This window comes from Pseudomonas sp. GXZC (assembly GCF_026967615.1).
GTDB classification, from domain to species: domain Bacteria; phylum Pseudomonadota; class Gammaproteobacteria; order Pseudomonadales; family Pseudomonadaceae; genus Aquipseudomonas; species Aquipseudomonas azotoformans_A.
In genome coordinates, this window is record NZ_CP114115.1 from 297,622 (window position 1) to 322,172 (window position 24,551).

23 protein-coding genes and 1 pseudogene are annotated in these 24,551 nt (G+C 60.5%); 6 read left to right on the forward strand and 18 right to left on the reverse strand.

The features are described from left to right. Positions 1–41 precede the first annotated feature (41 nt). The 6 genes from OZ428_RS01460 to OZ428_RS01485 all read right to left on the reverse strand — a co-directional run bounded on the left by OZ428_RS01460 (position 42) and on the right by OZ428_RS01485 (position 4,166). A complete protein-coding gene (locus OZ428_RS01460; RefSeq protein ID WP_269132532.1) occupies positions 42–905 on the reverse strand; it encodes a DMT family transporter in 864 nt (287 codons plus the stop codon). Between the two features lie 17 nt (positions 906–922). Further along, positions 923–1,279, reverse strand: coding sequence for a DUF1493 family protein (locus OZ428_RS01465; RefSeq protein WP_033898738.1), 357 nt, complete (start codon positions 1,277–1,279; stop codon positions 923–925). A 277-nt stretch (positions 1,280–1,556) separates the two neighbouring features. Then, on the reverse strand, positions 1,557–2,027 hold the full coding sequence (locus tag OZ428_RS01470; RefSeq protein WP_133076535.1) for a hypothetical protein: 471 nt from the start codon (positions 2,025–2,027) through the stop codon (positions 1,557–1,559). A gap of 204 nt (positions 2,028–2,231) precedes the next feature. Then, positions 2,232–2,831, reverse strand: a complete 600-nt coding sequence (locus OZ428_RS01475) for a putative adenosine monophosphate-protein transferase Fic (protein ID WP_061434894.1) — start codon at positions 2,829–2,831, stop codon at positions 2,232–2,234. Continuing rightward, positions 2,831–3,001, reverse strand: a complete 171-nt coding sequence (locus OZ428_RS01480; protein WP_016979054.1) for a YhfG family protein — start codon at positions 2,999–3,001, stop codon at positions 2,831–2,833. The genes OZ428_RS01475 and OZ428_RS01480 overlap by 1 nt, the downstream gene beginning before the upstream one ends. 115 nt (positions 3,002–3,116) lie before the next feature. Continuing rightward, positions 3,117–4,166, reverse strand: a complete 1,050-nt coding sequence (locus tag OZ428_RS01485) for a S8 family peptidase (RefSeq protein ID WP_269132533.1) — start codon at positions 4,164–4,166, stop codon at positions 3,117–3,119. A 164-nt stretch (positions 4,167–4,330) separates the two neighbouring features. Between OZ428_RS01485 and OZ428_RS01490 the strand changes: the two genes are divergently transcribed. After that, the gene (locus tag OZ428_RS01490; protein ID WP_269132534.1) at positions 4,331–6,268 is read left to right on the forward strand and encodes a RecQ family ATP-dependent DNA helicase; all 1,938 of its coding nucleotides are present in this window, start codon (positions 4,331–4,333) and stop codon (positions 6,266–6,268) included. A 22-nt stretch (positions 6,269–6,290) separates the two neighbouring features. Next, a complete protein-coding gene (locus OZ428_RS01495; protein WP_016979057.1) occupies positions 6,291–6,722 on the forward strand; it encodes an acyl-CoA thioesterase in 432 nt (143 codons plus the stop codon). Positions 6,723–6,747: 25 nt separating this feature from the next. Here OZ428_RS01495 and OZ428_RS01500 read toward each other — a convergent pair. The 4 genes and pseudogenes from OZ428_RS01500 to OZ428_RS01515 all read right to left on the reverse strand — a co-directional run bounded on the left by OZ428_RS01500 (position 6,748) and on the right by OZ428_RS01515 (position 11,597). Next, a pseudogene (locus OZ428_RS01500) lies at positions 6,748–7,226 on the reverse strand (glycine zipper domain-containing protein). Positions 7,227–7,427: 201 nt separating this feature from the next. Then, complete coding sequence (locus OZ428_RS01505; RefSeq protein WP_061434900.1) at positions 7,428–9,776, reverse strand: FdhF/YdeP family oxidoreductase; 2,349 nt, start codon at positions 9,774–9,776, stop codon at positions 7,428–7,430. Next, positions 9,773–10,612 (reverse strand): formate dehydrogenase accessory sulfurtransferase FdhD, encoded by an 840-nt coding sequence (gene fdhD, locus OZ428_RS01510; RefSeq protein WP_269132535.1) that lies wholly within the window; start codon positions 10,610–10,612, stop codon positions 9,773–9,775. Before fdhD ends, OZ428_RS01505 begins: the two co-directional genes overlap by 4 nt. Positions 10,613–10,709: 97 nt before the next feature. Continuing rightward, the gene (locus OZ428_RS01515) at positions 10,710–11,597 is read right to left on the reverse strand and encodes a LysR family transcriptional regulator (protein ID WP_133076528.1); all 888 of its coding nucleotides are present in this window, start codon (positions 11,595–11,597) and stop codon (positions 10,710–10,712) included. 132 nt (positions 11,598–11,729) lie between these two features. On the opposite strand from OZ428_RS01515, the gene lysM reads away from it, so the two are divergent. After that, positions 11,730–12,170: a peptidoglycan-binding protein LysM gene (gene lysM, locus OZ428_RS01520; protein ID WP_033898718.1), complete on the forward strand. Its 441-nt coding sequence runs from the start codon at positions 11,730–11,732 to the stop codon at positions 12,168–12,170. A gap of 32 nt (positions 12,171–12,202) precedes the next feature. Here lysM and yrfG read toward each other — a convergent pair whose 3' ends face one another. Beyond that, the gene (yrfG, locus tag OZ428_RS01525; protein WP_033898716.1) at positions 12,203–12,865 is read right to left on the reverse strand and encodes a GMP/IMP nucleotidase; all 663 of its coding nucleotides are present in this window, start codon (positions 12,863–12,865) and stop codon (positions 12,203–12,205) included. Positions 12,866–12,952: 87 nt separating this feature from the next. On the opposite strand from yrfG, the gene nudE reads away from it, so the two are divergent. Together nudE and cysQ are read left to right on the forward strand one after the other, a co-directional pair. Continuing rightward, positions 12,953–13,519 carry an ADP compounds hydrolase NudE gene (gene nudE / locus OZ428_RS01530; RefSeq protein WP_016979064.1) on the forward strand — a complete coding sequence of 189 codons (567 nt, stop codon included), beginning with the start codon at positions 12,953–12,955 and terminating at the stop codon, positions 13,517–13,519. Continuing rightward, a complete protein-coding gene (gene cysQ / locus OZ428_RS01535) occupies positions 13,516–14,352 on the forward strand; it encodes a 3'(2'),5'-bisphosphate nucleotidase CysQ (protein WP_269132536.1) in 837 nt (278 codons plus the stop codon). Before nudE ends, cysQ begins: the two co-directional genes overlap by 4 nt. Before the next feature lie 19 nt (positions 14,353–14,371). On the opposite strand, the gene OZ428_RS01540 is transcribed toward cysQ, so the two are convergent. Genes OZ428_RS01540 through rfbB form a run of 7 tightly spaced genes read right to left on the reverse strand, consistent with a single transcriptional unit; the run spans position 14,372 to position 21,434 of the window. Next, positions 14,372–14,827 (reverse strand): YiiD C-terminal domain-containing protein, encoded by a 456-nt coding sequence (locus OZ428_RS01540; RefSeq protein WP_033898712.1) that lies wholly within the window; start codon positions 14,825–14,827, stop codon positions 14,372–14,374. A 26-nt stretch (positions 14,828–14,853) separates the two neighbouring features. Next, entirely contained in the window at positions 14,854–16,230 is a 1,377-nt protein-coding gene (locus OZ428_RS01545) for a sigma-54-dependent transcriptional regulator (RefSeq protein ID WP_033898710.1), read from the reverse strand. Then, the gene (locus tag OZ428_RS01550) at positions 16,227–18,035 is read right to left on the reverse strand and encodes a sensor histidine kinase (protein ID WP_033898706.1); all 1,809 of its coding nucleotides are present in this window, start codon (positions 18,033–18,035) and stop codon (positions 16,227–16,229) included. Before OZ428_RS01550 ends, OZ428_RS01545 begins: the two co-directional genes overlap by 4 nt. 36 nt (positions 18,036–18,071) lie before the next feature. Next, a complete protein-coding gene (rfbD, locus tag OZ428_RS01555; RefSeq protein WP_269132537.1) occupies positions 18,072–18,941 on the reverse strand; it encodes a dTDP-4-dehydrorhamnose reductase in 870 nt (289 codons plus the stop codon). Continuing rightward, positions 18,938–19,483: a dTDP-4-dehydrorhamnose 3,5-epimerase gene (rfbC, locus tag OZ428_RS01560; protein WP_269132538.1), complete on the reverse strand. Its 546-nt coding sequence runs from the start codon at positions 19,481–19,483 to the stop codon at positions 18,938–18,940. The genes rfbD and rfbC overlap by 4 nt, the downstream gene beginning before the upstream one ends. Then, positions 19,480–20,355: a glucose-1-phosphate thymidylyltransferase RfbA gene (rfbA, locus tag OZ428_RS01565; RefSeq protein WP_269132539.1), complete on the reverse strand. Its 876-nt coding sequence runs from the start codon at positions 20,353–20,355 to the stop codon at positions 19,480–19,482. Before rfbA ends, rfbC begins: the two co-directional genes overlap by 4 nt. Further along, on the reverse strand, positions 20,352–21,434 hold the full coding sequence (gene rfbB, locus OZ428_RS01570) for a dTDP-glucose 4,6-dehydratase (RefSeq protein WP_269132540.1): 1,083 nt from the start codon (positions 21,432–21,434) through the stop codon (positions 20,352–20,354). Before rfbB ends, rfbA begins: the two co-directional genes overlap by 4 nt. A 151-nt stretch (positions 21,435–21,585) precedes the next feature. Between rfbB and OZ428_RS01575 the strand changes: the two genes are divergently transcribed. After that, positions 21,586–24,486, forward strand: a complete 2,901-nt coding sequence (locus OZ428_RS01575; protein WP_269132541.1) for an aminotransferase — start codon at positions 21,586–21,588, stop codon at positions 24,484–24,486. Positions 24,487–24,551: the final 65 nt, after the last annotated feature.

The window sequence follows — 24,551 nt, forward strand, 5'->3', positions numbered from 1 at the left end:
AAAAGCCGCCTCTTGCAGGCGGCTTTTTTGTGCGCGAACGCTTAGTCGGCGATGTGCAGAACCACCGCGCCGACCAGTACCAGCACAACCCCCACCACCTGCACCGCCGACAACCGCTCCTTGAAAAACACAAACCCCAAAATCGCCGCAATGCCGCCCGACAACGTACTGATCACCGTCACCACTGACACCGACCCCGCCATCGCCCCCCACGAAAACGCCGAGAACCCACCCAGGTTCATCAAGCTTGCGCCGGTCAGCGTTGCGCAGTTTTTCAGCGGTGGGATTTTCAGGCCGTCCTTGATCTTCAGCACCATCACCACCAATACGCACAGCCCCACCAGGTAACCGAGCCAGAGCATGGTGATCGGCCCCAGCGAGGGCAAGGTATAGCGGCCTTGCAGCCAGAAGCTGGTGCCGTACAGCAAGGCGGCGAGCATGGCGTAGGCGATCGATTGGCGAGGGTTGTTGTGGGGGACGCCGTTGTCTTTATGAATGCTGGAGAGGATCACGCCGATCACGCACACGGCGATGCAGCCCAGTTGCGTCAGGCTGATGTGCTCGCCGCTGGCCCAGGACAGCAGTGTGGTCACCACGCCGTAGGACGTCACCAGCGGCGCGACGATGGCGGCTTTGCCAAGGGCGAAGGCCTTGGACAGCGCCAGGGCGCCGGAGACGGTGAGCAGGGCGGCGGCGACACCCAGCAGCCAGACGCTCAGCGGGGCGTCGAGGGATTTGAACAGCAAGCTCGGGAGAATGGCCAACAGCAGGGTCATGATCAGGAAGCCGAGCGCTTGGCCGAAATACACCGCGCGTTTAACGCCCACGGCTCTGGCGTTGAGGCCCACGAGAAAATCCGTACCACCCCAGAGCAGGGCGGCCAGCAGGCCCATTGTTACGTCCATGTAAGGTCCTTAGTGTTTCAGCTCAGGTTTTCCAGCGTCTGCGTGTCCCAGCTTTGAGTCTTGATGGCCAGGTAGAGCATGCCGAGGGTCAGCGGCACTTTTTCGCCGCGCCCCTTGGCGCGGCGTTTGAGAAACACATCGAACACCGGCGGGTTGAAGTAACGATAAGTGTCGAAGTCGCCCAGGTCGAGCGCAAATTCCTGCTCCAGCGCTTCCATCAGTTGCTTGGCTTCACTGCCGTCACAGCCGAGGTCGAAATTGATCGAGGTTTGCAGGCGAATCGTCTTGTGTTTGGGCAGGCCGATTTCTTCGTGCAGCAGTTGCAGGAGTTGCTGCATGACGGGGTCTTCGGGGAAGTTGGGCGCGAGGTTCATGGTCGGGGCACGCAGGAGTGGGTGAGGGGAACGGTTGCGGCGAAGCGAGTATTCGTTTCGAGTGATGAAGAGTGCCAAGCCTATCAAGAATACGAAGACAGGGAGGAAGGGCATTCTGAGGATGACCGCCACATAGGGTAGGAGGAACGTCAAGGTGAGGCCTGTTGCGAGGAATGTGAGGGCGAAGCGCTTTCTGAGGGTGGGATCGGTGATTTGGTAGTGCAGCACCAGATAGAAAATGAAAAAAAACACTGATTGCAGGTACAGGGCCATGTGATTAAGGCTCGTTCGGGTAGACATGCATTGAGAGCGTTGACCGCTGTGGGCCTATGCCGCCTTTCACGCTGGCATCCAGACCGATGATGATATCCCCCGCGTGATACCTGCGAAGCTTGCTGTCAATTGTGTCGCGAACGAAACCGGCCGTAGCTGCGGAGATTACAATTGCTGGTGCTGCAACCGCGCCAGAGATTATTTGCTTGATGAGTATGTTTTGGTCGTTAAGCCGATCGGCTTGATTGCGTCTCAGGGGGTACGAAATTGCGATGGCTATTTCGCATGGCAAATCTTTAGCCAGCATTCTTTCGTAAAGTCTGCGTACATGATCCCGAACTTGCGGAGCGGCCGCTTTTGCTTCCAGCAAGCAAAGACTTGCTAGAGCGTGCTGATTGCCTGGTAAAACAGTGAAGCGAATCACTGTGAATATCACACCGTAGTGGCCGATATGTTGAGTCCTTTCGATATTCACGGGTATTTGCCGGGGGCTGTTGAAAGGGCGCTAGTTTCAGTCAGAGAAAGGTGAGTTTTGTAGAGGGGCGGGCAGGAGTTTTAAGCAGTTTCGGAAGGGGATGTCGAAGCGTTTGGAGGTTTCTTACAGGGCTTTCCGGGATTTGCGGCTTGCAGTGACTTAACAGCGAAACAGGTGAGTGGTGTGCGGCGAGCTGGCATGTTGTCAGTTGCCAACAGGCCGACTCACACACCGCTCAAAAATCGCCTCCAACCCCCGGTAATCACACGCCACCGCATCAATATTCGCCGGTATCCACGCCGCGTGTTTCACCAGCCACCAGTTCACCGAAAACCCGGCGTTGACGATGATCTGTTCGAACAAGATCCGTTGCGCCCGGCCGTTGCCTTCGCGGAAGGGGTGGATAACGTTGAGGTCGCCGTAGGCCTCGGCAATCTGTGTGATCAGCTCAGCCTGACTCACACCCACATACCAGTTCGCCTCTTGCATACGCCGGATGATCTTCGCCGCTTCCGGCGGGATGCGTTCCGGGGTGCAGAACAGGGTGTCGCCTTTCTGGATGTTGACGCTGCGCAATTCGCCGGCCCAGTCGTAGAGGTCGCTGAACAGGGTGCGGTGGATGTGTTGCAGACGGTCGAGGTCGTAGGGCGGAGGGAAGAGCGGGAGGTTGCCTACGGCGATTTCGGATAATTCCCGCTCGGCTTGGTGCAGGCGGGCTTCGTCGTGCAAATCGAGGCGGTTGCGCAGCACGCTACTACCGGGATAGCAGTACGGATCCTGGCCCACCCCGTATTTGTCGAGCATCAGCGTGGGGTGTTGCGGTACTTGGCGAGGACGGCTTCGCGGGTCGGCAGGGGTTTGTCGACGTCGGCGGGTTGGGTGTCGAACCCTTCCAGGCGCAGGCTGGCCAGGTAATTGGAACGGCGGATCTTGTGGTAGTGATCCTGTTTTTGCTCAAACGTCGGTTCGCTCATGGCAGCGTACTCCTGGGTAGCAAGGCTTTATTGTAGCGCAATGCTTCAGAGGGTAGGCCGGAGAAAAAATCACATCAACGCGCCCCAGTGGGGGCATTGTCTGTTTGCGCAATGGCTACGGGCGCGAGGCGGCGTCGAGGTCCATCAACCCTCGGCCATAGGCTTCGCTGTTGGCATAGATACCCGTTCGATTCGCCGTACTGAGCAGGCGCTCACGCACTTGTTGCGGTGTCATCTCGGGAAAGCGACTCTGCAATGCCGCCAAGGCACCACTGACCAACGCAGCGGCCGGCGATGTGCCCGCGGTGGGTCCGTAGCTGCCATCCTTGTTGGTGGTCAATAACCCTGCGCCACCATCGCCCCCTGGCACCGCAATGCACCAGCGTGCCGCGAGGCCGCAATAATTGGATTTGAGATTGATGGCCGTGCCGTCGTTCTTGAGGGCCATGACGGCAATCCAGCCTTTCTCCAGTTCCGGAACCAGCGCGGGTAGGCCGGGTTCGGCGAGTGGCTCACGCTTGACCTCGTTACCTGTTGAAAAGACGAATATAGCCCCTTCGCCCACTAGCTTTTTTGCCACGCCCAACGAGTCACCCATCAGGCGTTCGTAGATGGGAACCTCGTTGGTGTTGGCTTCAATGGGGTTCGCCCATGAGTTACTGAAAATGCGTGCCCCTTTGCTATAGGCCAGCTCCCAGGCCTGGGCGATTTCACTGTCGAAGTAGAACGGCTCCTTGTCATCACCGAAGCGCATAGGGATCAACTGGGCGTTGAAGGCGATGCCATGGATGCCCTGGTCATTCTTGTTGGCGGCGAGAATGCCGGCCATCTGGGTGCCGTGACCCTTGATGTCGAGGGTGCCGGGCTGCTGTGTCACGAAGTCATAGCCTGGATCGGCCACACGCCCGTGGAACTCGGGCAGTGCCTGGTTGAGGCCTGAGTCGATCAGCGCGACTTTAACGCCCTGGCCAGTGCCACCCCGCGCGTAGAGGGAGGAGGCTTTGACAATGGGCAGGGCTTTTTGCTCGAAGTATTCGGGTGTTTCAAAACGCTGTGTATCCGGTTCGGCAGGTATTGGGGCGGGGGCATTTGCATAGCCCAGCAGCAATAACGACAGCGTGAACACGACGAGGTGTTGCAGTGAAAACAGTGTGCATCGGGACATCCACGACTCCTTGTCGGGGGTAGGTGATCTGGCGTGTTACTGTCTGCGTTTTTGCGCGGGCTTGCTGGTTTTCTCTGTATCAGTTTGTAGCGTTTATCCCCGACCTTTTCTTGATCGCTGATCTATGTTTTTGATTCCTTCAGCGGTCAACGGAGTGACAGCCTATGCACGACACCCTCCAGCAGGTTTTTGGTTATCCACAGTTTCGCCTGGGTCAGGAAGAGACGGTCAGCGCCGTGCTGGCCGGCCGTTCGGCAGCGGCTATTTTTCCAACGGGGTCGGGCAAGTCCCTGTGCTACCAATTGTCGGCGGTGCTGCTGCCGCACCTGACGCTGGTGGTATCGCCGCTGTTGGCGCTGATGCAGGACCAGCTGGGTTTCTTGCAGCGCCACGGCATTTCGGCGGGCAGTATCGATTCGGCCCAGAGCCGCGAGGACGCCAATGAGGTGATGGCCCGCGCGCGTTCCGGCGAGTTGAAGATTCTGATGATTTCCGTTGAGCGCCTGAAGAACGAGCGCTTTCGTAACTTCCTGCAAAGCGTGCAGATCTCGCTGTTGGTGGTGGACGAGGCGCACTGTATTTCCGAGTGGGGCCACAACTTCCGTCCGGACTATTTGAAGCTGCCGGACTACCAGCGTCAGTTCAATATCCCACAAGCGCTGCTGTTGACGGCTACAGCGACGCCCAAGGTGATTGCCGACATGCAGGCGAAGTTCGCCATTGCACCGGACGATGTGGTCACCACGGGCTTTTACCGGCCCAATCTCAACCTGTTGGTGGAGCCGGTCAGCGGTGCGGACAAGCGTCGCCGGTTGGTGCAATGGATGAGCGAGCGTGCCGATCAGCCGAGCATCGTCTACGTCACCCTGCAGAAAACCGCCGAGCAGATTGCCGAGCATTTGAACCGCAACGGCATCCAGGCCGAGGCCTATCACGCCGGTTTGCCTCACGAAAAACGCGAGGGTATCCAGCAGCGCTTCATGGGTGGGCGCTCCAATTGCATCGTCGCCACCATCGCGTTTGGCATGGGCATCGACAAAAGTGATATCCGCAATGTGGTGCACTTCGACCTGCCCAAGTCCATCGAGAACTACAGCCAGGAAATCGGCCGCGCGGGGCGTGATGGGCAACCCTCCGATTGCCTGGTGTTGGCCAACCGCGACAGCCTCAATGTGCTGGAAAACTTCGTGTACGGCGATACGCCGGAGCAGGAAGGTATTCACCGGGTGCTCGACGAGTTGCAGGCCGCGCGAGGCGATGGGCAGTGGGAGTTTTTGCTCAGGTCTTTGTCGGACCACAGCAACATCCGCGAGCTGCCGTTGAAGACGCTGCTGGTGCAGTTGGAGCTCAAGGGCGTGATTGCGCCGCGTTATGCGTTTTATGCCGAGTACCGTTTCAAGTACCTGATCGAACCCGAGGCTTTGCTCGCGCGCTTTACGGGTGAGCGGCAGCAGTTTGTCGCGGCGATCATCCAGGTGTGCAAGCGGGCCAAGACCTGGGCGACGGTGGATTTTGACGCGCTTTATCAACAGCACAATGCCGAGCGTAGCCGGGTGGTGAAGGCGCTGGATTACTTTCAGGAGCAAGGCCTGATCGAGCTTGAGAGCAAGCAGATGACCGAGGTCTACAGCTTGCTTGATACCGAGTTTGACCCTGATGTCATGAGCAAAGAGTTATACACAGGCTTCAAGCAGCATGAAGTGGGTGAGGTCGCACGGATTCACGCCATGCTCGATCTGTTCGCCACCGAGCATTGCCTTGGTCAACGCCTGGCGCAGTATTTCGGCGATGAAAACGCGCCCCAGCGTTGCGGGCATTGCTCGGTGTGCCACGGCCACGTTGCGCACCTTCCGCCGCCGCCAGGTTTGCCGCCGCTTGTGGATAAAAACTTCATGGGGCTGTGCGGTGATTTTATCCACAGGCATCATGAACACACCGGCCATTTGCCTGGGGCGGAACGTCTGACGCGTTTCCTCGGTGGTATTAGTGTTCCGCTGTTTACCAAGTTGAAGGCGCGGGGTATTCCGGGATTTGCTGCGCTGGAGGATTATCCCTACGCCGAGGTCCGCGAGTGGGCCCTGGCCCATCTGAATGACCTGTAAACCCATTTCACGAGACTTGCCCATGTCTGATTCAGTGCCGCAACGCGCCGATTACCCGCACTTCCAGCCGATCATTACGCGCTGGCACGACAACGATGTGTATGGTCATGTGAACAACGTGACTTACTACAGCTTTTTCGACACGGCGGTGAATACCTACCTGATCGAGCAAGGTGGGCTGGATATTCATGACGGTGAAGTGGTGGGATTCGTGGTGAGTTCGGCGTGCGATTACTTTGCGTCGATCGCCTTTCCCGAACGCATCGAGATCGGCCTGCGGGTGGGCAAGCTGGGCAATAGTTCAGTGCAGTACGAATTGGCGGTGTTCAAGCAGGGCGAAGAAGAGGCCTGTGCGGCGGGGCGCTTTGTGCATGTGTTTGTGGAGCGGGGTTCGAACCAGCCGGTGACGATTCCGGGGATGTTGCGCGAGGCGTTGCAGCGGTTGGTGGTGTAGGCGCGAACGCCTACACCCTCAGGCCTTAGCGGTGACGGTAGTGATGCTTGTTCTTGCGATGGCCATAGGCATGACCGCGGCCACGGTGATCATCGCGATCATAGCGACGGTTATCCCGCCCACGGGAGCGACGATCATCGTCATCGCTCTTGTTGCCCATGTAGTTACCCAACGCGCCACCTGCGCCACCGCCGGCCGCTGAACCGATCAGTGCGCCGGTGCCGCCGCCGACACTGCGGCCCACCACGTTGCCACCGGCGCGCCCAGTGCGCCACCAATGGCCGCTTCGCCACGGCTGCGTTTGTCCGCACCCACCGCGCTGCCGCCTGCGCCGCCCAGGGCTGCGCCGATGGTCGAGCCGGTGTTGCCGCCGATCGACTGGCCGACAACCGAGCCTAGAACCCCGCCCAATGCGCCGCCCACACCGGCTTCGGTGGTGCCACCGGCCATGGCTGCGCCACTGACCAGGCCAAGGGACAACAAGAGAATCGAGGAGAACTTCATTAGGGAGACCTCAAGAGGATGACGGCGCGATCCTGAGGCTGTATCGGGGTGGTGACAATAGAAATCCGACCAGTAACACGAGTTGTACACAATTCGCTAAGTTACTGTTTTTGTTGGGGAACTTAAGTTGTTTTTGTGAGTCTTTAACTACTTCGGAATGGCCGCTTTTATGCAAAAGCGGCCTTTTTTGTGCCCGAAGATTTATGCAGAGCGCGCCATGATCAGCCCGTTGTCACTCGCCGCTTCCAAACGGATCGCCACGAATTTCGATGTCGGCGTATGGCTGCCATCCCCCGTGCTTTCCAGCGGCACCAGTGGGTTCACTTCCGGGTAATAGGCCGCAGCCTGCCCAGCCGGAATATCAAACGCCAGCAGGGTGAAGCCCTTCACGCGGCGCTCGCGACCGTCTTCCCACAGCGACACGATGTCGGCCTTCTGTCCCGGCTTGAAGCCCAGGCGGATGATGTCGGCTTCGTTGACGAACAGCACATCACGCTGGCCCTTGACCCCACGGTAGCGGTCGTCCAGGCCATAAATGGTGGTGTTGTACTGATCGTGGGAACGCATCGATTGCATGATCAGGTCGGGCACACGACCGGTCGCATGAGTGCGTTCGTGGATCAGGTCTTTGGGCAGGATATTCGGACGGAAGTTGGCGCGGCCCGACGGGGTGTTCCAGCGACGTGCACCGGCGGAGTTGCCCAGGTAGAAGCCACCCGGATTCTTGATCTTCTCATTGAAGTCCTTGAAGCCCGGAATGGTGTCGGCAATCAGGTCGCGAATGCGGCCGTAATCGGCCACCAGCCAGTTCCAATCCACCGGTTTGCTGCCCAGGGTGGCGGCAGCGATACCGGCCAGAATCGCAGGCTCTGATTTCATCAGCTTCGACAGCGGCTGCAACTGGCCGTTGGAGCCGTGGACCATGCTGAACGAGTCTTCCACCGTCACCGCTTGCGGGCCGTCGGCCTGGATGTCGATGTCGGTACGGCCCAGGCATGGCAAGATCAGCGCGTCTTTGCCGTGCATCAGGTGGCTGCGGTTGAGCTTGGTGCTGATCTGCACGGTCAAGTCGCAATTACGCAGGGCTTCGAAGGTGCGCGGGCTGTCCGGCGTGGCTTGGGCAAAGTTGCCACCCAGGCCGATAAACACCTTGGAGCGGCCTTCAAGCATGGCGTGAATCGCTTCGACCACGTTGTGGCCATTGACGCGCGGCACCTGGAACTGGAAGCGCCGTTCCAGGGAGTCGAGGAACGCCACGGGTGGACGTTCGTTGATGCCCATGGTGCGGTCGCCCTGCACGTTACTGTGGCCACGCACCGGGCACAGGCCGGCGCCTGGGCGGCCGATGTTGCCGCGCAGCAGCATCAGGTTGGCGATTTCCTGGATGGTCGGCACCGAATGGCGGTGCTGGGTGATGCCCATCGCCCAGCACATGATCACGTTCTTGCCTTTGGCGTACATGCGCGCCGCTTGCTCGATCTCCACCAGGGTGAGGCCGGACTGTTCGACGATTTCATCCCAGGAGGTGTCGTCGATCTTGCCCAGGTAATCCAGCACGTTGGCGGTGTGTTCGTTGAGGAAGTCGTGGTCGAACACGGCTTCTTTGCCTTCGGCCTGCGCCTGGCGCTCCCACAGCAGCAGGAACTTGGCCATGCCGCGCAGGATGGCCATGTCGCCACCCAAGGCCGGGCGGAAGTAGGCGGTGTTGGTCGGTTTGTCGCCGTTGGTGAGCATTTCCAGTGGGTGTTGCGGATGCTGGAAGCGTTCCAGGCCGCGTTCTTTCAGCGGGTTGATGCACACAACCTGGGCGCCACGCTTGACCGCCTCGCGCAGCGGTTCGAGCATGCGCGGGTGGTTGGTGCCGGGGTTCTGGCCCCAGACGAAAATCGCATCGGCGTGTTCGAAGTCATCAAAGGTCACGGTGCCTTTGCCGACGCCCACGCTTTGCGCCAGGGCAACGCCGCTGGCTTCGTGGCACATGTTCGAACAGTCGGGGAAGTTGTTGGTGCCGTAGGCGCGCACGAACAGCTGATACAGGTACGCCGCTTCGTTGCTGGCGCGGCCCGAGGTGTAGAACTCGGCCATGTCCGGGCTGGGCAGGGCGTTGAGGTGCTTGCCGACCAGGTCGAATGCCGCTTCCCAACTGATGGGCTGGTAGCGGTCGGTTTCGGCGTCATAGCGCATCGGCTCGGTCAGACGGCCTTGGTATTCCAGCCAGTAGTCGCTTTGCTCCAGCAGGGCGGTCACGCTGTGTTTAGCGAAGAACGCCGCGTCGACGCGACGCTTGGTGGCTTCCCAGTTCACCGCCTTGGCGCCGTTCTCGCAGAACTTGACCATGCCGCTTTCCGGCGAGTCACCCCAGGCGCAACCGGGGCAGTCGAAGCCGCCGTTCTGGTTGGTCTTGAGCATCATGCGCAGGTTTTTCAGCGCGTTGTCGCTGGTCAGCCAGGCCTGCGCCACGCTGATCAGTGCGCCCCAGCCACCCGCTGCGCCTTTGTAAGGCTTATAGCGCGGGGTGGGGGTTTGGTCGGCTTGGTGGTGCTGGCTCATGGCTGGTTCTCCATCGCAGGGCTGTAGACCCGCGGCGCATTTTTCTGCGGCAGGTGGATGAGATTGAGGTTATGCCGGCGGGCCCATTGCAGGGCCAGGCCGGTGGGCGATGACAGGCTGACCAGGGTCTGGATACCCGCGCGCAGGACCTTCTGGATCAACTCCAGGCTGCAACGGCTGGTAACAATCGCCAGGCCGCCTTCGGTCGGAATCTTTTGGCGAATCAAGGCGCCGATCAATTTATCCAGGGCGTTGTGCCGGCCGATGTCTTCACGACCGAGCAACAACTCGCCCTGGCCGTTCATGAACACGGCCGCATGCACGGCGCCGCTGTATTGGCCCAGGGGCTGAAAGGCGCTGATACGTTGGCGCAGGCCATCCAGCCACTCGGCGGGCGGCAAGGGCGCGCCGGGCAATACCTGGAGGTCTGGCAGGGCCTGTTCAACGGCTTCTACGCCACACAAGCCACAGCCGCTAGTGCCGGCCAACTGGCGGCGCTGCTGCTTGAGGTTCCAGAAGGCGCGGCTGGAGATCTGCACCTGAGCGTATTGGGCTGAGCCCGAGCCGCTGAGTTTCAGATCATAAATATCGCTAACGTCGGCGATAATGCCGCTACCGATGCTGAAACCGACAATAAAGTCTTCCAGGTCCGTCGGCGTCACCAGCATCACCGCTTGGCTGATGTCGTTGTAGGCAATCGCCAACGCCACTTCTTCCGCCAGGGCTGTGCTGGCGGATTCTGTGTGTTCGAGATTGCAATACTGGTAGCTCTGGCTGGCGGCGGGCGCTGGCGTTTCGAGAGCGGGCGCCGCGCAGACTGGGCGCTTGGCGTTCATGGGGCAGTACCACCGGCGGATTGATCAGTGTTTAGACTAGGCGCGACAAAGCGTCGCGTCTAATTGCCAGTACTGATCTACCGATAGATGACGTCGATCAAGATTCTTTTTGCGATTTCTGATACAGCGCGAAACACGCCTCCGCCAGTGCAGAGCGCGGCGCGCTGCGGCGCATGATCAGCCCCAGGCGCGCGAGGGTGTGGGCGTCCTCGATCGGCTGCAGGCGCAGGTGTTCGGTGAGTGCGTCCAGGCCGCCATCCAGCGGCATCACCGCGCAACACAATCCACCGTGCACGGCTTGTAACAATTGATGGACGGCGTCGGTCTGCAGCAGCGGTTGCGGGTTGAGCCCACGGCTGTGGAAGTTGTGGTCGATGGATTGGCGAAAGTGCATGCCGCTGGTGAGCATGCCCAACGGCAGTTCGATCAGCGCCTCCCAGCTTAACGGCGTATCACCGAAACTGAAGAAGCGCTGGTCGTAGAGCAGGCCCATGCGGGTTTCGCCCAAGGCCAGCGAGTCGAAGCGCTCGTTGTCCAGGCGTTCCAGGTAGGACACGCCTAGGTCCAACCGGTTACTCGCGAGTTGTTCCAGGATCTGCTCCGAGCTGAGCGCGGAGAGCTCAAAGCGCAGGCTTGGGTGTTCCTTATGCAGTTGCTGCATCAAGGCCAAAGGATCAAAGCTCGACAGTGGCACCACGCCCAGGCGCAATGTGCCCACCAGGTTGCCGCGACAAGCCGCCGCCTCGGCCTGCAGGCCGTCATACGCCGCCAATACCGTGCGTGCCCACGCCAGCACGCGTTCGCCGGGTGCGGTAAAGCCTTCGAAGCGCTGGCCACGATTGACCAATGGCAGATCAAGCTCTTCCTCAAGGTTGCGCAGGCGCATCGACAGGGTCGGTTGGGTGATGTGGCAACGCGCCGCCGCCTGGCCGAAGTGACGGGTTTCGTCGAGGGCGATGAGGAATTTCAGTTGTTTGATGTCCATCTTCGCTCCAGGGCTTATTCCAATGGCGGGGGGATTCTAGCGCGTTTGGGTCTTTGGCCGGGCCGGAACCCAAATCCGTAGGACTGGTCTAGTCTTGGGCATCTGGAACTCAAATCCCAAGGAGAGCGCACTATGAGCATTTTCAGCTTTATCAAGGAAGCCGGCGAAAAGATTGTCGACCTGTTGACGCCGGGTAATGCAAACGCCAGCGAGCAGTTGAAGGACCATGTGTCCAAAGTGGGTCTGGGTAATCCGAATGTGCAGACCACAGTGGATGGCGACAAGGTGACCGTGACCGGTGAAGTCGCCACCCAGGAAGAAAAAGAGAAGATCCTGTTGGCGCTGGGCAATATCGCCGGTGTGGCCAGTGTGGATGACCAGATCACCGTATCCGGCCCGGCCGTGGCTGCCGCCCGTTTCGTCGTGGTGAAAAAGGGCGACACCCTCAGCGCGATTTCCCTGGCGGTGTATGGCAATGCCAACCAGTACAACAAAATCTTCGAGGCCAACAAGCCGCTGTTGTCGCACCCGGACAAGATTTACCCAGGGCAGACTTTGCGTATTCCTGAGTAAGCAGCACGCTGTAGGGGCGGGCGTGCTCGCTCCTACAACCCGATAATCAGCTCGCGATAATCCCCCACCGCTGCAAACTCCGCCGTGTCCTTTGGCCCCTTCTGGCTGTCTGGCTCCTTCACCGCCAGCAAATGCCCGACGCCAAACGCCTGGGCGCTGCGCAGAATCGGCAAGGTATCGTCGATAAACAGACTGCGGGCCGGGTCGAAGTGGATGTCGGCTTGCAGGGCATCCCAGAACTGCGGGTTTTCCTTGGCGAAACCGTAGTCGTGGGAGCTGATCAACCGTTCGAAATACGGCGCCAGTTCAATGCGTTCCAACTTCAATGACAGCGAATCACGATGAGCGTTGGTGATCAGTATCACGCGCTTGCCGGCCTGTTTGATTGCCGCCAGGAAGGTGTCGGCGTCCGGGCGCAGGGCGATCAGGTGGGCGGTTTCCAGCTTGAGTTCGCGTACCGGGATCTTCAGTTCCGCACTCCAGAAATCCAGGCAATACCATTGCAACTGTCCGGCGTTACGCTCGAACAGAGGCTGCAACTCCATCTCTGCCATGGCCCGGCTTACTCCGTGCAACTCGGCGTAGCGCTGGGGCAGGTGCTCCATCCAGAAGTGGTTGTCGAAATGCAGGTCGAGCAGGGTGCCGTCCATGTCCAGCAGGACAGTGTCGATGGCGTGCCAGGGCAAAGAAGGCATGGGGCGGTCTCATGTAAGTAAAAATATCCGACACAGACAATCGGAAAAGCCACGGTATAGTAACCCGATCACGCCAAGGAGCCGCTCATGCGCCAGAAACCCACCGTCCTCGCCCGCGAAATAGTCGCCAGTAGCCGTTTGTTCCGCGTGGAGGAAGTGCAACTGCGCTTTTCCAATGGCGTTGAACGGACCTACGAGCGCCTGGTGGGCCGCGGTGCCGGTTACGGCGCGGTGATGATCGTGGCAATGATCGACGCGGACCATGCATTGCTGGTGGAAGAATACTGCGGCGGTACCGACGAATATGAGTTGTCGTTGCCCAAAGGGTTGATCGAACCTGGCGAAGACGTACTGGCGGCGGCAAACCGCGAACTCAAGGAAGAGGCCGGCTACGGCGCCCGTCAGTTGGAGCACCTCACCGAACTGTCGCTGTCGCCAGGCTACATGAGTCAGAAAATCCAGGTGGTATTGGCCACCGATCTCTATGAAGAACGCCTGGAAGGCGATGAGCCAGAGCCGATGCGGGTGGACCGGGTCAACCTGCGCGAACTGTCGATGCTCGCGCAAAACGAGCAATTCAGCGAAGGCCGGGCCCTGGCTGCGCTGTACCTGGTACGAGACCTGTTGACCCAGCGTGGAGCGTTTACCGCATGAGCGAACTGTTTTTAGGCCACCCGTTTATTGCCCCTGTGATCGAACTGGCTCGTCAGGCCGGTGAAGTGATTTTGCCGTACTGGCGTGCTGACGTGGCCGTGACCTCCAAGGCTGATGATTCGCCCGTGACGGCAGCGGATCTGGCCGCTCATCACCTGATCCTGGCTGGCCTGACCGCGCTGGACCCGAGCATTCCGGTGCTGTCCGAGGAAGACGCTGACATCGACCAAAGCGTGCGCGCCGGCTGGCAGCGCTGGTGGTTGGTGGACCCACTGGACGGCACCAAGGAGTTTATCGCCGGCAGCGAAGAATTCACCGTGAACATCGCCCTGATCGAGCAGGGCCGCGTGGTGTTTGGCGTGGTGTCGATGCCCACCAGCGGCCGTTGTTACTTCGGTGGCGCTGGCCTGGGCGCCTGGCGCTCGGATGTGAATGAAGCACCCAAGCAGATCCAGGTGCGCGAGGCACCTGCAGCAGGTGAGTCGTTTACCGTGGTGGCCAGCCGTCGGCATTCCAGCCCTGAGCAGGAGCGTTTGCTGGACGGCTTGAGCGAGGGCCTGGGCGCATTGAAGCTGGCGAATATCGGCAGCTCGCTGAAGTTTTGCCTGTTGGCTGAAGGCAGTGCCGATTGCTACCCGCGACTGGCGCCGACTTCCCAGTGGGACACGGCGGCCGCCCAAGGTGTACTGGAAGGGGCGGGAGGCGAGGTGTTGGAGTTGAGCGGTGCGCCGTTCAGCTATCCGGCGCGGGCATCGTTGTTGAATCCGTTCTTTCTGGCGTTGCCGGCGAAGGCGGCTTGGCGTGAGCGGTTGCTGACGCTGGCCCGTTCCTGAGGCATTTGTGGGGTGGCGGTTAGCGGTGTAGGACGTACTGGCCTGTGAAGGCAACGGCGCGTTCTTCGCTACCTTCATTCACAATCCACGTCTCCAGCGTCAACCGCGCGCGGCCATAGCGCTTGTAGGTCGCCAGGAACCGCTGCCACACCTTTTCCTCGGGTGCTGTGCAAATCGCGGTCGCATCCCGCGTGACCGGCAGCGGATAGCTGATCTGTCCTTCCTGAATCACAATATGCCCGTCCTCAATCCCTTCTTCCCGCAACTGCAAGTGCAGCCAGCCCCAGCCCGCCAGTACCGCGCCGCAATATAAACTTCCGCCGAACATGGTGCTTTTGTGGTTGATGTTGGCTTGCAAGGGCAGATGCAGTTCCAGCCGCCCCTGTTTCCAGTCGAGCACCTTGAGGCCCATTTCCCGGGTGAGGGGGATGTCGTGGTGCAGGATGGATTCCAGGTAACGGCTGTCGCGGTTCATGGCGGCCTCTTGGCGGGTTGGGGCTGTCATTCGTCGTCGCTGCTTTGGTTGGCGAAGTTCAGGCCATGCTTGCGCAGTTTGTCGTGCAGGGTCTTGCGCGGAACGCCCAGGGCTTCGGCCAGGCTGCGCATGGAGCTGTGGGGGCGGGTCAGTTCGGCGGCGATCAGGCTTTTTTCGAACTGCTCGACTTGCTCGCTCAGGCCGCCAGGCGTGGAGGTCAGCACGCCAGCTGATGGATTGTCCGGTGTGTTGTCCAGCGCCAGTTCCAGGCCCAGAGCAAAGCGCTCGGCGGCGTTCTGCAATTCGCGCACATTGCCCGGCCAGCTATGGCGCAGCAGCAGCGCGCGCTGGCCCGGTTGCAGTTCGTGCAGCGGCAAGCCGTGGCGACTGCTGGCCTCATCGGCGAAGTGCTGGAACAACATCAGCGCATCCTCGCCCCGCTCACGCAGCGGCGGAATACGCAGCGGCGCGACGTTGAGGCGGTAATACAAGTCGGCGCGGAAACGGCCCTGGTCGGCCGACTGGCGCAGGTCTTCCTTGGTGGCGGCGATGATGCGGATATCCAGCGGGATCAGCTGATTGCCGCCCAGGCGCTCCACCACCCGCTCTTGCAACAGGCGCAAGAGTTTGACCTGAACATCCAGGCTCATGCTTTCGATTTCATCCAGAAACAAGGTGCCGCCGTTGGCGAATTCGAACTTGCCGATACGGCGTTTCTGCGCGCCGGTAAAGGCGCCGGGTTCGTGGCCGAACAGTTCGCTTTCCACCACCGACTCGGCCAAGGCGCCTGCGTTGATCGCCACAAACGGGCCGCTGCGGCGGCTCGACAAATCATGCAGCGCGCGCGCCACCACCTCTTTGCCAGCGCCAGTTTCGCCGAGGATCAGCACATCGGCCTTGGTCGCGGCCAGGGCGCCGATCTGCTCGCGCAGGCGCAGCATTTGCGGCGAGTGGCCCACCAGGCGCGTGCTCAGTTGCTGGCGGTCGCTGAGGGCCAGGCGCAGGCTGCGGTTGTCCAGCACCAGCCGGCGCAGGGCCAGGGCGCGGCGCACGCTGTCGAGCAGGGCGTCGCTGGCGAACGGTTTTTCCAGGAAGTCATAAGCCCCGGCGCGCATGGCTTGCACTGCCAGCGGCACGTCGCCGTGGCCGGTGATCAGCAGCACCGGCAGGTCTGGGTCCTGGCCATGCAGTTCGGCGAGCAGCTCCAAGCCGTCCATGCCGGGCATACGGATGTCGCTGACCACCACGCCCGGCCAGTCCCGCGACAGGCGCGCGGTGAGGCCGGTGGCTTCGCCCAGGGTCAGGACTTTCAGCCCGGCCAGGTCCAGGGTCTGGCACAGGGCCTGACGCAGGTGTGGATCGTCGTCGATCAACACCACCTGAATCTGGTTATCGATACTCATACACTGCGGTCCTCGGACGGTTGCAGACTGACGCCCGGCGCACCGGCACGCAATTTCAAGGTTAACAGCGCGCCGCCTTCCTTGTGGTTGGCAAACAGCAGTTCGCCGCCAAAGGCACGCATCAGGGTGTCACAGATCGCCAGCCCCAACCCTAGGCCCTGGGTGCGGGTCTTGGTGGTGTAGAACGGCTCGCTGGCGCGGCCCAGGGCCTCCATGCAAAAGCCCGGGCCGTTGTCGCGAATGTACAGGTTGACGCCCTGTTCGGTGGTTTCGGCACTCAGCCAGAGTTTACGCGGCGGGCCTTTTTCGGTGAGCGCGTCGAGGGCGTTGGCCAACAGGTTGCCCAGCACCTGGCGCAGGCGGGTTTCACCGGCCTGGACCCACAGCGTCGCTTCGGGCAAATCGCGGATCAGCTCGACCTCCATCGACCGTCGGCGCTTGGCCAGCAGCGCCAGTGCATCATCCAGGGCCGGTTGCAGGGCCACACTCTCGGGCGCATGGCGGTCGCGGCGGGCAAAGGCGCGCAGGTGGGCGATGATCGAGGCCATGCGCCCGGTCAACTCGCTGATCAGCTTGAGGTTGCCCCGCGCATCGGTGGTGCGCTCATGGTCGAGCAGGATTTCAGCATTCTCTGCATAGCTGCGAATCGCCGCCAGGGGCTGATTGAGTTCATGGCTGATGCTCGCCGACATGGTGCCCAGCGCCGACAGTTTGCCCGCCTGCACCAGGTCATCCTGGGCGCGTACCAACTCCTGCTGGGCGTGTTCGCGCTCCAGCACTTCCTGTTTCAGGCGCCGGTTGAGGCCTTCGAGGTCACTGGTCCGTTCTACCACCCGCGCTTCCAGCTCGCGACGGGCCTTGGCTTCGAACGCAATGCGTTCCAAGTAATGGCGGCGACGTTGCATCATCAAACCGAGCAGCAACATCAACACCAACAGCGTAGCGCCGCCCACGGCGACCACCGTGCGCACCGGGCGGTTGATCAGCGAGCGCGGCGCGAGGATTTCCACGTTCCAGCCGGTTTCGGCGATGGCCGTGGATTGGCGCAGCCAGGCAGTGTTGCTCAGGCTCAGCGGCTGCGGATCACGGGTCGGGTAGGGCTGGATGGCGATGATGGCCTGTCGTTCTTCAGCCGTCAGTGGCCGGGTGGCGCGGAATCGCCATTGTGGGCGTGAGGTCAGGATCACCACGCCATTGTGGTCGGTGACCAGCAGTTGCTCCGGGGTGTTGCCCCACAGGCTTTCGGTGTGGTCCAGGTCGACCTTGACCACCAGCACGCCGATGATCGTATCGCCATCACGCACGGCGGCGGCGAAGAAGTAACCGCGCTTGGCCGAGGTGGTGCCCAACCCGAAAAACCGCCCCAGGCGCCCGTCCATGGCCTCGCTGAAATAAGGCCGGAACGAGAAGTTGCGCCCGACGAAGCTGTCTTGCTTGTCCCAGTTGGACGCGGCCAGGGTCTTGCCGGTGGTGTCCATCAGGTACATCACCTCCACCCCGGCCTGGGCGGCGACGTCCTTGAGCAGCAGGTTGGCGTTGACCAGGTTGGTGCTGACCCCAGGCGCATCCAACGCGGTGCGCAAGGCCGGCAAGTCGCCGAGAATCTGCGGCAGCACCTCATAACGGTGCAGCGTGCCAAGTAAGTTGGCCACGTACAGGTCGAGGGTCTGGCGGTTCTGGCCGGCCAGCTCACTGCGGTAATAACGCTCGGCCAGGTGCTCCAGCGGCCACAGCAGCGGTGCCAGGCACAACGCCAACAAGGCGAGGCTGCGCCAGCGGGGTCTACGCGGGAGGGGTGGAGTCATGGGAGTCGTGCGCCTGTGGGTACAGGCGCATTATGCCTAGTGCAGCTCTGCAAGACACTCGCGCAATGCGTCTTGCCAGTGGGGCAGGCTGACGTGCCATTGCTGCTGCAGGCGGCTGCAATCGAGACGCGAGTTCAGCGGGCGCTTGGCGGGCGTTGGATAAGCGCTGGAAGGGATCGGCTCCAGTTCGGCGCAGGCCTTGCCCTGTTCGCGTAGGTGCTCGCCAATGGCCTCGGCAAAACCGAACCATGAGGTTTCGCCTGCGGCGCTCAGGTGATAAATGCCCCATTTCCCCGATTTGCCGGCTTGCCAGCGCTCGATCAATGCACGCGTGCTGTTGGCAATGCTGCCGGCCCAGGTCGGCGCGCCGATCTGGTCGGCAACGATGCGCATCTGTGGCTTCTCCCGCAGCAAGCGCTGCATGGTCAGCAGGAAGTTCTTGCCGTGGCTGGAGTAGACCCAACTGGTGCGCAGGATCAGGTATTGGCCACCGACGGCGGCTATCGCTTGCTCGCCAGCCAGTTTGCTCTGGCCGTAGACGCCCAGCGGGTTTGGCGTATCGGCTTCGGTGTAGGGGGCTGGCTTGCTGCCGTCGAACACGTAGTCGGTGGAATAGTGGATCAGCGGGATGCCCAGGGTCTTGGCTTCCTCCGCGAGAACGCCGGGGGCAATGGCGTTGATGGCGAAGGCGGCGTCCGGCTCGCTCTCGGCCAGATCGACAGCAGTGTGGGCGGCGGCGTTGAGGAGCAGGCCAGGGCGGTGGTCGCGGACTTGCTGGCGGATCTGCTCGGGTTTGGCCAGGTCGAGTTGGTCGCGGCCCAGGACGATCAGTTCGCCAAGGCCTTGGAGCCGTTGCTGAAGCTCACGGGAGACTTGGCCGTGTTGGCCGGTGATGAGGATTTTCATGGGAAAAGATCTGCATCTTTCAGGCTTTTACCGTTTTGATCCTTGCCGGATAAAGTCGGGGTACCGGCAAATTGCCAATCGATATTGAGATCGGCATCGTCCCAGCGAATACAGCGTTCGGCAGAGGGCGTGTAGTAATCGGTCGTTTTGTATAGGAACTCAGCGTAGTCACTGAGCACCACAAAACCGTGGGCAAACCCCGGTGGAATCCACAGCTGGCGGCTATTTTCAGCAGACAAACGCACACTGGCCCATTTGCCGAAATGAGGCGAACTGCGGCGGATATCCACCGCGACGTCCAATACTTCGCCAGCGCTCACTCGCACTAGCTTCCCCTGGGCGTTTTCGATCTGGTAGTGCAGGCCACGTAATACGCCTTTTTGGGAGCGCGAGTGGTTGTCCTGGACAAAGTGTTGCTGCAGTCCGGTGGCTAGTGCGAAATCCCGGGCGTTATAGCTTTCATAAAAAAAACCGCGCTCATCGCCAAAAACCTTCGGCTCGATGATCAATACACCGGGCAACTCAGTGGCGGTTACATTCATGAAGCTTCCCCTGCAAGCGTGAAGAGATACTGGCCATAACCCGTCTTGCCAAAGTACTTGGCACGCTCCAGCAGATAGTCGCGATCGATCCAGCCATTTTCGTAGGCGATTTCTTCCAGGCAGGCTACCTTCAGGCCTTGGCGGTGTTCGATTGTCTGCACATAGGTCGAGGCCTCCAGCAGGCTGTCATGAGTGCCGGTATCCAGCCAGGCAAAGCCACGGCCAAAGCGCTCCACATGCAGGTCGCCGCGCTTGAGGTAGGCGTTATTGACGTCAGTGATCTCCAGTTCGCCGCGTGGCGAGGGCTTGACGGCCTTGGCAATCTTGATCACGTCGTTGTCGTAGAAATACAAACCGGTCACGGCATAGGAAGATTTCGGCTTGGCCGGTTTTTCTTCGATGGACAGCGCGCGCCCTTCTTTGTCGAAGTCGATCACCCCGAAACGCTCCGGGTCTTTGACCCAATAGCCGAATACGGTGGCGCCGCTTGGGCGTTCGGCTGCCGTACGCAACTGATCACCAAAGTGTTGGCCGTGGAAGATGTTGTCCCCCAGAATCAGGCAAACCGGGTCATCACCGATAAATTCTTCACCAATGATAAACGCCTGGGCCAGGCCATCCGGAGACGGCTGTTCCGCATAGCTGAAACGTACGCCAAATTGGCTCCCGTCACCGAGCAGGTTGCGGTATTGAGGGAGGTCTACAGGGGTGGAAATCACCAGGATGTCTTTGATTCCAGCCAGCATCAGTACCGAGATCGGGTAGTAGATCATCGGTTTGTCATACACGGGCAACAGTTGTTTGGAGACGCCGAGGGTAATCGGGTGCAAACGGGTGCCGGAGCCGCCGGCCAATACGATTCCCTTCATCATGCGATCAAATCCTTTGTGTCGGTGTTGCCGAGTCGTTCACCTTGATAACTGCCGTCTTGGACCCTGCGGCACCACTCCAGGTTATCGAGGTACCACTGCACGGTCTTGCGCAGGCCAGTCTCAAAGGTTTCCTCTGGTACCCAGCCTAGCTCTCTTTCAATCTTGCTGGCATCGATCGCATAACGCTGATCGTGGCCTGGGCGATCTTTGACGAACGTGATCAGGTTGGTGAACCTCTCGACGCCGGAGGGGCGTTGTGGTGCCAACTCTTCCAGCAGGCCACAGATGCCACGTACCACGTCGATGTTTTTTTGCTCATTGTGGCCGCCGATATTGTAGGTCTCGCCAACGACACCTTCGGTTACAACTTTCAGCAATGCGCGCGCATGGTCTTCTACGAACAACCAGTCACGTACCTGCAAGCCATCACCATAGACCGGTAGCGGCTTGCCCGCGAGGGCGTTCAAAATCACCAGTGGAATCAGTTTCTCGGGAAAGTGGAAGGGCCCGTAGTTGTTTGAGCAGTTGGTCAGCAAGACGGGCAGGCCGTAGGTACGCTGCCATGCGCGCACCAAGTGGTCGGACGCAGCTTTGCTGGCCGAGTAGGGCGAGCTGGGTGCGTACGGGGTGGTTTCGGTGAATAGGTCGTCTACGCCATGCAGGTCGCCATACACTTCGTCGGTCGAGATGTGGTGGAAACGAAAGGCGCTCTTGGCCGGCTCTGCCAACCTGTGCCAATAAGCGCGGGCAGCTTCCAGCAGGCTGTAGGTGCCGACGATATTGGTCTGGATAAAGTCCGATGGACCGTCAATGGATCGGTCGACATGAGACTCTGCCGCCAAGTGCATGATCGCCTGGGGCTCGAAGCGCGCCAATACAGCGCTGACGGTGGCCTGGTCGATGATATCGGCTTGGACGAACTCATAACGGCTGTTGGACGCGATGCTGTTCAGCGACTCCAGATTACCTGCGTAAGTGAGTTTGTCCAGGTTGAGCACTTCGTGCTCGGTATGTTGAATCAGGTGGCGGATCAGGGCTGAGCCGATAAAACCGGCGCCACCGGTGATGAGAATGCGCATGTCGGAGGGCCTTTTCCTTAGACGGACATTAAGCGAGTGAAGCATAGCTTGAGTTGTGTGGCGGGCAGGTGCAAGCGCGGTTTGCGTAGGGGTTGCCTTATCCACCGGAACAATGGCGATATAGACGCCTAAAAAAACCGAGGTCGTCACAATGCTGCTCGCCACCCTGATCCATCGCGCCAGTCTACCCTGTCCGCAAGTTGATCCCGACCAGGCGGCTCAGTTGCTCGAACAGCATTACGGCCTTACTGGCACCTTGCAATCATTGGGCAGCCAACAAGACCTCAACTACAAAGTCGACAGCCCTCGCGGCCGGTTTGTTCTGAAAATCTGTCGGGGTGACTATGCCGCTGTTGAGCTGCACGCCCAACACGCGGCGCTCAATAGCTTGCAGACTGTACGCGTACCCAAGGTCATCAAGTCGTTGACGGGGGACGAGTTGTTGACCCTGAGCCTCGACGGCCAGGCCCTGCACGTGCGGGTGCTGGACTATATCGATGGCCAGCCGTTGACCCATCTGCTTCACCTGGGGCGCAGGGTGATCGCCGGGTTTGGTGACCTGTGTGGGCGCATGAGTCAGGCGCTGGCGCGGTTCGAGCATCCGGGCCTGGACCGCACGCTGCAATGGGACCCGCGCCACGCGCAGGCTTTGATCAAGCATCTGCTGGCGACGCTGGACAATCTTGCGCACCGCCCGGCATTGGAGCAAGTGGCCGAGCAGGTCGAAAAGCGTATCCGCCCCCTGGCCGATCACCTGCCATGGCAAGCAGTGCATATGGACATCACTGACGACAACGTGGTGTGGCAACGTGATGCTCAACGTCATTGGCAACTTCAAGGCGTGATCGATTTCGGTGACCTCGTGCATACCTGGCGCATTGCCGATCTGTCGGTGACTTGTGCGGCATTGCTGCACCACGCCGACGGCGATCCCTTTGCGATCTTGCCGGCGATCCAGGCGTGCCACGCGGTGACGCCGTTGCAGCACGAAGAATTGCAGGCGCTGTGGCCGCTGATCGTCGCCCGTGCGGCGGTGCTGGTGTTGAGCAGTGAGCAGCAGCAACGCCTGGATCCGGATAACGGCTACCTGCTGAAAAACGCCGAGCATGAGTGGGAAATCTTCCACGTGGCGACGTCAGTGCCGTTTGAGTTGATGGAGGCGGCGATTCTGGGATGTGTCAGTCAGGCGCCCGCACCGATCGCCAGCCAGGGTTTTGCGCCCTTGTTGCCGGGTTTGGTAGGGCGCGAGTTCGCGTTGATCGACCTGGGCGTCCTCAGCCCGCATTTTGAGGCTGGAAACTGGGAGCAACCCGGCATTGATCAGCGCCTGTTACAGGAAGCAGCGGCGGTGCATGGCCTGGCGGCGAGTCGTTATGGGCAATACCGTTTGTCGCGTACTGAGCCCGATAGCGCGAATGAGCCAGAGACGTTCCCGCTGCATGTCGAACTGCACGTGCCGTTGGGTACCTCCGTCGAAGCACCGTTTGCAGGTGTTGTGCGACGGGACGCACACGGTGAGCTGCAGGTACACAGCAGCGAGGCAAACGTGCGGCTATGGGGCGTTAAAGCACAGTTGCAGCCAGGTGCTGCGGTGTTGAAGGGCCAGGTGATCGGCGAGGTCGAAGGCCCGCTCACCGTGCAGCTATGCCGTGCTGATGTACCCGCACCGTTGTTCTGCACGCCGTCACGTGCACAGGCTTGGCAAACGCTGTGCCCATCGCCGGCCGCGTTGTTGGGGCTGGCCTGCGATGCCGAGCCCGAGCTGGACCCCGAGGCCCTGCTGGCTCGTCGCGACGCCAGTTTCGCCCGTTCGCAAAAGCATTATTACGTCGACCCGCCGCGCATCGAACGTGGCTGGCGCAACCATCTGATCGACATGCAGGGCCGTTCCTACCTGGACATGCTCAACAACGTCGCAGTGTTGGGCCACGGCCACCCGCGCATGGCGGCGGTGGCGGCGCGGCAGTGGTCGTTGCTCAATACCAACTCGCGTTTCCACTACGCGGCGATTGCCGAGTTTTCCGAGCGCTTGCTGGCGCTGGCGCCTGAGGGCATGGACCGGGTATTCCTGGTCAACAGCGGCACTGAGGCCAATGACCTGGCGATCCGCCTGGCCTGGGCCTACAGCGGCGGGCGCGACATGCTCAGCGTGCTGGAGGCTTACCATGGCTGGTCGGTGGCGGCGGACGCGGTGTCCACCTCGATTGCCGATAACCCTCAGGCATTGAGCAGCCGTCCGGACTGGGTACACCCGGTGACCGCGCCCAATACTTATCGAGGCGAGTTCCGTGGGCAGGACAGTGCGCCGGATTACGTAAGAAGCGTGGAACACAACCTGGCGAAAATCGCCGCGAGCAAACGCCAACTGGCGGGTTTCATCTGCGAGCCGGTGTATGGCAATGCCGGTGGTATCTCGTTGCCGCCGGGCTATTTGCAGCAGGTGTACGGACTTGTCCGCGCCCAGGGCGGCGTGTGCATCGCCGATGAAGTGCAAGTGGGTTACGGCCGGATGGGCCATTTTTTCTGGGGCTTTGAAGAACAGGGCGTGGTGCCCGATATCATCACCATGGCCAAGGGTATGGGCAATGGCCAGCCACTGGGCGCGGTGATTACCCGGCGTGAAATTGCCGAAGCGCTGGAGGCCGAAGGTTACTTTTTCTCGTCGTCGGGAGGCAGTCCTGTCAGTTGCCGCGTTGGCATGGCGGTGCTGGATGTGATGGAAGAGGAAAATCTGTGGGAAAACGCCCAGGTGGTTGGCGGGCATTTCAAGGCAAGGTTGGAGGAACTGATTGATCGTCATCCATTAGTCGGTGCCGTCCATGGTTCCGGTTTTTACCTCGGGCTGGAGTTGGTGCGCGACCGGCAAACCCTGGAACCGGCCACCGAAGAAACCACGTTGCTGTGTGATCGCCTGCGGGAGCTGGGAATTTTCATGCAGCCCACGGGTGACTATTTGAATATTCTCAAGATCAAGCCGCCGATGGTCACCTCACGGCGTAGCGTGGATTTTTTCGTCGACATGCTGTCGAAGGTACTCGATGAGCAACTGTGATTAATCGATTGTTATCGGCTAACTATTGTAATATTCACCCGCTATCATCTTATATTGCTTCAAAG

Coding starts and splice junctions, on each gene's coding strand:
- OZ428_RS01460 (WP_269132532.1), bottom strand. CDS start 905: ATGGACGTAACAATGGGCCTGCTGGCCGCCCTGCTCTGGGGTGGTACG.
- OZ428_RS01465 (WP_033898738.1), bottom strand. CDS start 1,279: ATGAACCTCGCGCCCAACTTCCCCGAAGACCCCGTCATGCAGCAACTC.
- OZ428_RS01475 (WP_061434894.1), bottom strand. CDS start 2,831: ATGCTCGACAAATACGGGGTGGGCCAGGATCCGTACTGCTATCCCGGT.
- OZ428_RS01480 (WP_016979054.1), bottom strand. CDS start 3,001: ATGAGCGAACCGACGTTTGAGCAAAAACAGGATCACTACCACAAGATC.
- OZ428_RS01485 (WP_269132533.1), bottom strand. CDS start 4,166: ATGTCCCGATGCACACTGTTTTCACTGCAACACCTCGTCGTGTTCACG.
- OZ428_RS01490 (WP_269132534.1), top strand. CDS start 4,331: ATGCACGACACCCTCCAGCAGGTTTTTGGTTATCCACAGTTTCGCCTG.
- OZ428_RS01495 (WP_016979057.1), top strand. CDS start 6,291: ATGTCTGATTCAGTGCCGCAACGCGCCGATTACCCGCACTTCCAGCCG.
- OZ428_RS01505 (WP_061434900.1), bottom strand. CDS start 9,776: ATGAGCCAGCACCACCAAGCCGACCAAACCCCCACCCCGCGCTATAAG.
- fdhD (WP_269132535.1), bottom strand. CDS start 10,612: ATGAACGCCAAGCGCCCAGTCTGCGCGGCGCCCGCTCTCGAAACGCCA.
- OZ428_RS01515 (WP_133076528.1), bottom strand. CDS start 11,597: ATGGACATCAAACAACTGAAATTCCTCATCGCCCTCGACGAAACCCGT.
- lysM (WP_033898718.1), top strand. CDS start 11,730: ATGAGCATTTTCAGCTTTATCAAGGAAGCCGGCGAAAAGATTGTCGAC.
- yrfG (WP_033898716.1), bottom strand. CDS start 12,865: ATGCCTTCTTTGCCCTGGCACGCCATCGACACTGTCCTGCTGGACATG.
- nudE (WP_016979064.1), top strand. CDS start 12,953: ATGCGCCAGAAACCCACCGTCCTCGCCCGCGAAATAGTCGCCAGTAGC.
- cysQ (WP_269132536.1), top strand. CDS start 13,516: ATGAGCGAACTGTTTTTAGGCCACCCGTTTATTGCCCCTGTGATCGAA.
- OZ428_RS01540 (WP_033898712.1), bottom strand. CDS start 14,827: ATGAACCGCGACAGCCGTTACCTGGAATCCATCCTGCACCACGACATC.
- OZ428_RS01545 (WP_033898710.1), bottom strand. CDS start 16,230: ATGAGTATCGATAACCAGATTCAGGTGGTGTTGATCGACGACGATCCA.
- OZ428_RS01550 (WP_033898706.1), bottom strand. CDS start 18,035: ATGACTCCACCCCTCCCGCGTAGACCCCGCTGGCGCAGCCTCGCCTTG.
- rfbD (WP_269132537.1), bottom strand. CDS start 18,941: ATGAAAATCCTCATCACCGGCCAACACGGCCAAGTCTCCCGTGAGCTT.
- rfbC (WP_269132538.1), bottom strand. CDS start 19,483: ATGAATGTAACCGCCACTGAGTTGCCCGGTGTATTGATCATCGAGCCG.
- rfbA (WP_269132539.1), bottom strand. CDS start 20,355: ATGATGAAGGGAATCGTATTGGCCGGCGGCTCCGGCACCCGTTTGCAC.
- rfbB (WP_269132540.1), bottom strand. CDS start 21,434: ATGCGCATTCTCATCACCGGTGGCGCCGGTTTTATCGGCTCAGCCCTG.
- OZ428_RS01575 (WP_269132541.1), top strand. CDS start 21,586: ATGCTGCTCGCCACCCTGATCCATCGCGCCAGTCTACCCTGTCCGCAA.